2 protein-coding genes are annotated in these 8,326 nt (G+C 68.3%); one reads left to right on the top strand and one right to left on the bottom strand.

The window, feature by feature from the left end; genetic code table 11:
- Positions 1-720: 720 nt before the first annotated feature.
- Positions 721-1,503 (top strand): protein NO VEIN domain-containing protein, encoded by a 783-nt coding sequence (locus A3CQ_RS59680; protein ID WP_245577498.1) that lies wholly within the window; start codon positions 721-723, stop codon positions 1,501-1,503.
- A gap of 497 nt (positions 1,504-2,000) precedes the next feature.
- Here the strand turns inward: A3CQ_RS59680 and A3CQ_RS0136835 are convergent, their stop codons facing one another.
- A complete protein-coding gene (locus A3CQ_RS0136835; protein WP_020515973.1) occupies positions 2,001-8,171 on the bottom strand; it encodes a S8 family serine peptidase in 6,171 nt (2,056 codons plus the stop codon).
- Between the last annotated feature and the right edge of the window lie 155 nt (positions 8,172-8,326).

Genomic DNA, 8,326 nt, shown 5'->3' with positions numbered 1-8,326 from the left:
GCTGTCCGCCGGTGTCGGAGCCCCACGCGACTTCCATGGCCCCACACACGTGCGGCGAACTGTCCTGCCGGCCGGGCCAGTATCAGCCCTGCCTGCCCTGACCTGGAGTTACGTCAGGGTCTTACCTGCCAACTGCGTGCCTTGCTGTGCCGAGCGAGCCACGAACGTGGGTCCGGGCCCTGCTTGACGCTCGGTCATCTCGTCGGCGTCTTCACTGATCTCTGCTGTCAACGCCAGAAACGTTAGCCAGAGCTGGCAAGAATGTCTAGTACGTTGGTCATAGATTTTCTCGGCGGCCGCCCGAGCTTCGGGATCGCGTCGATGCCCGCACGGGGGTGGGGCGACAGGTGGTTCGGCGCCGATGACCCCGTCGGCGAAGCACCCTCGGCGGTGTATGCGGGCGTCGAGCGGGCCCAGAACGACTTCGGGACCAGAGAGCCACACAGCACCCAGTAGACGACGACGTTGCACCAGGTTCCCCTGCTCGCAACGGCGTCGCCGCCGGGCGCCGGGCCGAAAGGGGCAGCGACGTGCCATGCTCACCCGTCGTCATCTTGCCTGCGTGCGGCAGTCTTGGGTGTGCCGTCACGCTTGTGGTTGACCAACGAACGAAGGAGAGTCGATGGCGCTGACCCCTCAGCGGGAGCTTCGGCGTTGGATACTGGCGGTGCTCCTCGACGAGCCCGGCGGGGAGCACGCCGAGCGCGGGTCCTGGAGGTCATGGGGCAGCGGTTTGGCCTGCGGCTTTCGGTTGCGGATCGAGACACACCGCAGACTCGGCCGTTCGAAGAAAACTGGCAAAATCGGGCCAGTTATGAGCGCGCTGCAATGGTGGGGGAAGGACTCCTGACCGCGCGAAGGGATGGCGTTTGGGAGCTGTCGCCAAGTGGGATGAGCGCCGCTATTGCCGTCCAAGCGCTGGCGACAGTGGACGCTGTTGGCACGACTCCGGAAGTTCTGGACGCTGAGGTCTTGGCTGACGAGGCCGCGGGTCGAGTCGCTCGCCGCCAGGTAATCACGACTGCGGCCGAACGTACGGCAATCGAGACTCATGCAGTCGAGGTGGTATCCGAGCACTTCAAGGGCTTGGGGTACCGCGTTGACGACGTCGGGGATCACGAATCGTACGACCTGGATGTACGTCGCCCTGGCGAGCGGATCTCCGTTGAGGTGAAAGGCACAACAACCGAGGGCGGCGCGGTCGTACTCACGAAGAACGAAGTCGAGTTTCACCGGGCGCACTACCCGAACAACGCATTGGCTATTGTGCACAACATCTCGCTGGACCGGTCGGTGAGTCCTCCTGTGGCATCGGGCGGACGGCTGGAGCTTGTGCGGCCCTGGAGAATCGAGGACGACGCGCTGACAGCGCTGAGTTACCAGTACGAAACCGGTCTGGCGAGGAACGTACGTACTCACCGGATGCCTCGCGGCGTGCTCTTTGCAACGTCGCGATCACACGCACGGGAACCGTCGTGCCACGCCCATCCGGGAGTCGCATGATGTGGTGACTGCCGGCGATCCGGGCAACCATGAAGCCCTGCCGCTCCAGAGCACGGTCGATTCGGACGCCGGAGTCCGATGGAAGTGGAGGCATCAGGCGGCGACGGTGATTGAAAGCTCCCGTGGAACGCCAAGCTCCTCGATGAGGCCGGCCGGCTCCCGGAGATCCTCCAGCGACTTCCTCGGGTAGCGCCCTCGCCGTGCGCTCCTAGCCCTGGACGCAGCTGGGGTGAGGGAGGTCGAACAGCTTCGCCACGCAACCGAGGTGGCGCCGAATCCGCTCCGTCAGCGCCCGGACGGTGCTGATCGTCGAAGAACCCGAGCTGGTAGCGGGCAGCCAGGAACGATGGCTGACATAAGCAAGCCCGCAGTGTCGATGAGGTCCTTGACGTTGCGTGGCTAAGGGCGCGGCCCGTGATTGGCGGATAGCGGGGTAGCCGTGGTCAGCGCCTCCTCGGCGACTTTGGCGAGGAGGCGCTGACTATTGGTGGGCTAACTCAGAGGCGCGGATCCTCCTGGACTTTCAGGGCGTTGAGGATCGGGTCGTCCTCGCCTTTCTCACGAGTGAACACGAGCGTCAGATCGCCGCCGGCGTGCTCGACGGTGACCGTGTTCGTGTCCGCGGTCAGCGCACCCACCTTCGCCTGCACGTCGTGGTCGTAGAGGGCGATCTTGCCGTCGGCGAGCACATCGAAGGCACGCTTGCCGGGCTTGACCTTCTCGAACTCCGCGAAGTCGAGGCTGATCCGGTATGTCCCGGCCGGGGCGTTCTTGAACACGTAGCTGAACGTCTCGCCGGTCCGCTGGGTGCGGAACAGCGCGTCGTCCTCGGTGCCGGCGATGTTTGCCCTGGTGGTGCTCACCTTGCCGCCGACGTAGCCCCAGGCCCGCGCGCCGAGCGCCTGGTCCGGCGACCAGACGAAGCCGCCGGCACCGACGTAGCCCGATCCGCCTGCGTCGATACTCTTCCAGTAGGCCGACGTCGCCAGACGGACCGGCTTGAACTGGGTCTCGCCCTTGCCGGCGTTCGACGCCACGAGCAGGTCCCCGACGAGCACGCCGGGCGCGATGCCGGCGTTGTCGGCCGTCACCGTGACCGTGGTGGACGTGCCGGCCGCGAGCTTGACCGTGCCGGTCGCGGCCGCGCCCTTGAGGGTCAGCCACGGAAGGTCGGCGGCCTCGTGCCCGCCGTCGCTGGTGCGTCTCTGCTCGCTGATCCGCACCTCGAGCGGGGCGGAGCCACTGTTGGTGACCGTCACGTTGGCGGTCGTCTTCTGGCCCTTGTCGAGGAGCCAGTCGAGGTCCCCTCCGGCGACAGTGGCTATGCCCGTGGTCAACGCCGTGTCCCTCACCTCGGCCTGGTCCTTCTTGGCGATGGTCACCGGCTGGCTGGCGGCGACGTAGTTCGGCGCCTCGACCTGCACCGTGTTCTCGCCGATCAGCGCCTGGGCCTTCCACCGGCCCTTCACGTCGGTCGTGATGACCCGCTCACCCGCGGGCCCCTTGAGCGTGACGATCGCGCCCTCGATCGGTTTGTGGTCGTTCTTGTCGGTGACCGTTCCTTCGATCGTGCCCGCGGCCGGGAGGCTGTACTCCAGCCCCAGGCCGGCCTTCAGGACGGGCTGGTCGACGGAGTACTGGCCCGCCGGGTTGCGGTTCAGGCTCTCCACACCGACCGTCGCCGACGACCCTTGGGTGAGCGGATTGTCGCCGCCGACGCCGTCGCCGTAGCCGATCTGGATCCGTCCGTCGGCGACCAGGGTGACCGAGAAGCTGACGCGAGCCGTCCGGTCACTGTAGAAGGTGACGTTGCGCCATTCGACGACCTGCGCCGGCAGCCCGTCCACCTCGGTCGTGCCGAAGTAGATGCCCGCCTCGTCGTCGACCACGAGATCGTCCCAGAAGGGATAGATCGCGTCGATCGGGTCGGGCGACGGGAGTGCCGTATTGCTCCCCGACGTGCCGGCGCGGTCGAAGGTCAATGCGCCGTTCGTCGTCACGCACACGCCGTCCCAGGCGCTGTCATAGAACGGCTGGAGGTAGTCGGCGTCGAACCACAGCGGGCCGCAGAGGTCGTCGCCGTGCCAGCCGGACTCCTGCGTGCCCTGGCGGTACAGGCCGTCGGTCACCTTCATCGTGTACGAGCGACCGGCGGGAGCCACCGGCACGGGGCCCGGGTCCGGCTGCTCGGGCTGGTCCTCCGGCTCCGCCTCGTCAGCGCGCGGGTCGAGCGTCACACGCAGCGCGCCGATGCTCGGGGCCTTCATTCCCTTCGAGCCCCGCAGCTCCACGGTCAGCGGACCGCCCTCGTGCTTCACGACCGCCTTGCGCCAGTCGGCGGCGTTCGGCCCCACGGCGGCGGTCGGGTCGTACGCGTAGTCCGTCAGCGCTCCGTCCACGAGGACGTCGAACACCCGCTTGCCCTTGGCCACCTTGTCGATCTCGGCGAACCCGAGGTCGATCGAGTACGTGCCCTTGGGCGTGTCCGGGAAGCGGTAGAACAGCGACTTGTCGGCGGTGGTGCGCTGCGATTGGAAGAGCGCGTCGTCCGTCGTACGGGAAATCGGGTTCTTCGTGGTGTTGACCTTGGTCTTGCCCTCGTAGCCCCACGACTTCTTGCCGGCGGCCTGGTCGGCGGACCAGGTGTAGCCGGAGCCGTCGGTGAGCTTGGCGCCGCCGGCGTTGACACCGACCTGGTACTTCGTGGTCGTGAGCGTCACCGGGACGTAGCTCTTGGACTGGCGGCCGGAGTCGGACCGGACCACGATGTTCGCGCCCTGGACTCCGGGCGCGGCGCCCTTCGAGGAGATCGAGACCTTGACGGTCGTCGACTGGCCGGGGGCGAGGGTGCCGCCGGTCGAGGAGAGCGACAGCCACGGCAGGTCGGTGAGCAGGTCGTCCTCGACGTCGACGAGCACGACGTCGTCGGCGATCTGGTCGGCCGCCCACAGCGCCCCGGTGGCGTCGGTCTCGAGGCCACCGCCCTGGCCCGCCTTCTGGCCCGGGAACCACCACGCGTTCACCAGCGAGCAGTCGTCCGGGTCGACCTGCAACAGGCGGGTGGGCCGGTTGTAGGTGAGGTCGGTGTACCAGATCGTGTCCGACGCTTGGTTGTAGGCCAGGCCCATCACCTCGGGCAGTGGCGGGGCGCAGAAGGACAGGAGCGCGCCCGGGTTGTCGTGCGACGTGCCGGCGACGGTCCCGATCATGCCGTTCGCGCGTCCGCCGACGTAGAAGACGTCCTCGCTCGGGTTGTAGGCGAGGCCGGTCAGCTGCAGCGTGGACCAGTCACCCTTGATCTGCCTCGTCTCCTTTCCGGTATCCCGGTTGAAGCAGTGGATGTAGCTGGCCGGGCTGTCCTCCATCTGGCACATGTCACCGGTCTTGGTGTCCAGGGCCATGTCGAACGCCCGGTAGTCGGGGTTCCACGCCGCGTCGAAGACCTTTCCGGTCTTCTTGCCCGTCACCGTGTACGCGGTGTTGGTCCGCGCGTTGTAGTCGTGCACCCAGACGTCGCCGTCGTACCCGATGCCGGAGGGCTCCTTCTCCGCGATCGTCCCGGGGATGGCGATCCGGGTGATGACGTCGCCGCCGGAGGTCGTGCCGACCTTGGCCGCCGCTTGCGCCTCCGCGGTGCTCGACGTGGTGGGCGCGCCGTCGACGTTCGACGGCTTCATGCCGCTCGCCCCGGCCTTCCACGCGGCGAGATCGATCGTGCTGGCGGCGCCGGTGCCGGTGCGCGCGGTGGCGCCGGCGGCGTCGAGCTCGGGGTGCCGTGCGGCTTCGCCGAGGTTGTACGTGAGGGGAGCGGATCCGTTGTTGGTCAGCGTGAGCGTCCCCACGCCGTTCTGGTCGGCACCCATCAGCGCCTCGAGGCCGTCGGCCTTCAGACCGGCGGCGCCCGTGGTCAGACGCGCGTCGATCTTGGCGTTCGCGTAGAGCTTCGGCAGCGAGAAGGGGTACGCCCCGGTGGTGTAGTTCGGCGCCTCGACCGTCATGGTGTAATCGCCGACCGGAAGCTGGCGGTGCACGATGCCGGTCCCGTCGGTGGTGACGGTCTCCACCAGGCCGTTCTGGTTGCTGAAGGAGACCTTCGCGCCGGCGACCGGCAGGCCGTCGTTGCGGTCGACGACGGTCGCGTCGAGGTACCCGAAGTCCGGCAGGTCGTAGGTGACGATCATGCCGTCGTGCAGCACCGGGGCGTGGTCGGAGAACCGGATGCCGTCGACGCCGGCCCAGCCCTGGATGCCCGTGACGGCGTTCGCGCCGCCGGTCACCGGGTCGTCGGTTCCGAAGCCGTCGCCGTACCCGAAGATCACGGTGCCCGAGCGGGTGAGCGTGGCCGAGAAGCTGACCGGCTCCGTGTACTCCGCCCGGGTCGGCCAGGCCCAGATCTTGGCGTTGCGGTATTCGACGACGAACGCGTCCTCACCGTTGACCTTGGTGGTCGCCGTGAAGACACCGCCGCCGGGAGCGAACTCGAGGGGGGTCTCGACGTAGAGCGGGAAGATGCCCGCTCCGCCGTAGCCGGGTCCGGTGCTGCCGTCGGGGGCGATGACGCCGCGCAGCCCGACTCCGAGGGTGTCGTGGCTGCCGTTGTAGAGGGCGATCGGGAACGGCAGCTTCACCGTGGCCCACACGCCGCTGTCGAAGGTGACCGGTTCGGTGCCGCGCAAGTACTCGCCCTCGGAGACGGCGCAGCTGTAGCCGCCCTTGTCGACGACGAGCCCGACCGGGATCTCGGACGGCTCGTTCTGCGCGCCGACGGTCAGCGGGACCGTGCTGGGCGAGAAGCAGGCATTGGGCTTGACCGCCAGCTTGTACGAGCCCTCGGGTACACCGGTGACCGTGAACGCGCCGTTGGCATCCGTGCGTACCGGTTTCAGCGGCGTGTCCATGATGGAGACGTCGGCGTTCGGGACGGGCAGTTTCTTGTCGTCGACGACCCGGCCGCTGATGTCGTGCTTCGCGGCCGCGGTGAGCGGCAGCTTGACGGAGGTGTCCTGGCCGAGGGTGATCGTGACGTCGGCGGTCGCGGTCAGGTAGCCGAAGACCTTGGTGCTGAGCCGGTAGTCGCCGACCGGGAGGTTCGTCGTGAACCGGCCGTCCTTGTCGGTTCCGATCGACCGGCTGAACGGCCCGCTGATCGTCACGTCGGCGGCGGGGACGGGGGCGCCGTCGGCGGTGACGACACCGGTGAGGGTGCCGCCCTTCCGGGGCGCGAGCTCCAGCAGGCGGACGAGGTCGAGCCGGCCTTCGCCGTACATGTTGTTGACGTCGGCGGTGCCGCCGCACTCGGTGTCGTCGACGTCGACGGCCGACTCGCCGAGCAGGCGGCGGGTCTCGTCGACCTGCCCGATCAGGGTCGGGTCATAGCTCCAGAGCGCCGCGACGGCGCCGGCGACGTGCGGTGCCGCCATCGACGTACCGGACATCTCGACATAGGTGTTGTTCGGATAGGACGAACGGACGTTTTCCCCCGGGGCGGAGATCTCGGGCTTGATCTGACCGCCCTCGCCCTCGCCCTTGCGGGAGAACGACGCGAGCGTGCCGTCCGACGACAAGGCGCCGACGGAGTAGGCGCTCTGGGCGGCGCCGGGCGTGGAGACGCTGTCGCAGTCCGCGTACGGCGAGGTGTTCCCCGACGACCAGACGCTGAAGATGCCCGCGGCGGTCCAGGCCTCGTCGACGGCCTGGAAGAAGTCGTCGAAGTCGTGTTCGACGTTCTGGCCCCACGAGTTGTTGATGACGTGCGGGCGCTTGGACGGATCGGGGTTGTTCCCCTGGAGGTCGGTCGGTGCGAGCAGCCACCAGCCGGACCGCAGCAGCGACTCGACGCCGGTGCTGTCGCAGCAGCCGTTCGTCGCGATCCACTGCGCGTCCGGTGCCACGCCGACGTGGTCGGTGCCGTCCTCGCCGACCATGGTGCCCATGGTGTGCGTGCCGTGTCCGTTGTCGTCGCACGGCGCGGTCGTGCAGGTGCCCCGGGTGGCCATCCAGTTGTAGTTGTGGTCGACGGTGCCGTCGGGCTTCATGCCCCGGTACTGCCGCATCAGGGCCGGGTGGTCGAACTGCACGCCGGAGTCCAGGTTGGACACGGTGATACCGGCGCCGGTGGCGCCCATGGCCCAGGCCTGCGGAGCGTGGATGGCCTCCAGACCCCAGGTGACCGAGTCATCCCCGGCAGCGGCCCGGGACTCGTCGGTGGAGACCTTCTTCTCCACCGGGTCGACCAGCGCGACCTGCGGCGTCGCGTGGATCTCGGCGACCTGCACCCGCGACGCCACGTCGAGGGCGAGCTTCTCGGTGCCGCCCTTGACGAGCACGGCGTTGGCGATCGGGTACGAGGTGTACTTGACGCCGGCCCGGTCGAGCTCGGGGGCGATGGCTGCCGTGGAGTTCTTGGCCGCCGCGGTCAGCGCGTCGTACACGAACTGACCACGAGCGGCCCAGTCGGCGATCTTCTTGGCCGGCGCGAGGTCGGCCCTGGTCTCGAAGGTGATCCAGAAGTCGGACGACGGCTGCGTGCGGAAGCGGTCCTTGAGGGTCGGCGCGATCTTGCTGGCGGCCGGGGTGGGATCCGGCTCCGCCGCGGACGCCGGTAGTTGCTGGAGCATGCTCAGGCCGACCGCTGCGGCCAGTGTTGCCGCGAGGGCTTTGAATCTCATGGGGTCCCTTCCGCCTACAGGGGTTGGTAGGGGTCGTGGCTCTCGTCGTCATCGACGTCGTCCGTGTCGGACAGATCGAGAGGTGGTGGGTCCTCGTCGGCGGAGTCGTCACGCACGGCGGGCTGCTCAGACATGCATCGGCCATGGGCTATGAA

This window comes from Paractinoplanes globisporus DSM 43857, from assembly GCF_000379645.1.
Lineage (GTDB): Bacteria > Actinomycetota > Actinomycetes > Mycobacteriales > Micromonosporaceae > Actinoplanes > Actinoplanes globisporus.
Note: the sequence above shows the minus strand (reverse complement) of the source record. Positions and strands in the feature narration are given on the sequence as shown.

Bases quoted from the DNA above. Each gene is read 5' to 3' on its own strand.
- A3CQ_RS0136835 (WP_020515973.1), bottom strand. From the start codon at position 8,171: ATGAGATTCAAAGCCCTCGCGGCAACACTGGCCGCAGCGGTCGGCCTG.
- A3CQ_RS59680 (WP_245577498.1), top strand. From the start codon at position 721: ATGGGGCAGCGGTTTGGCCTGCGGCTTTCGGTTGCGGATCGAGACACA.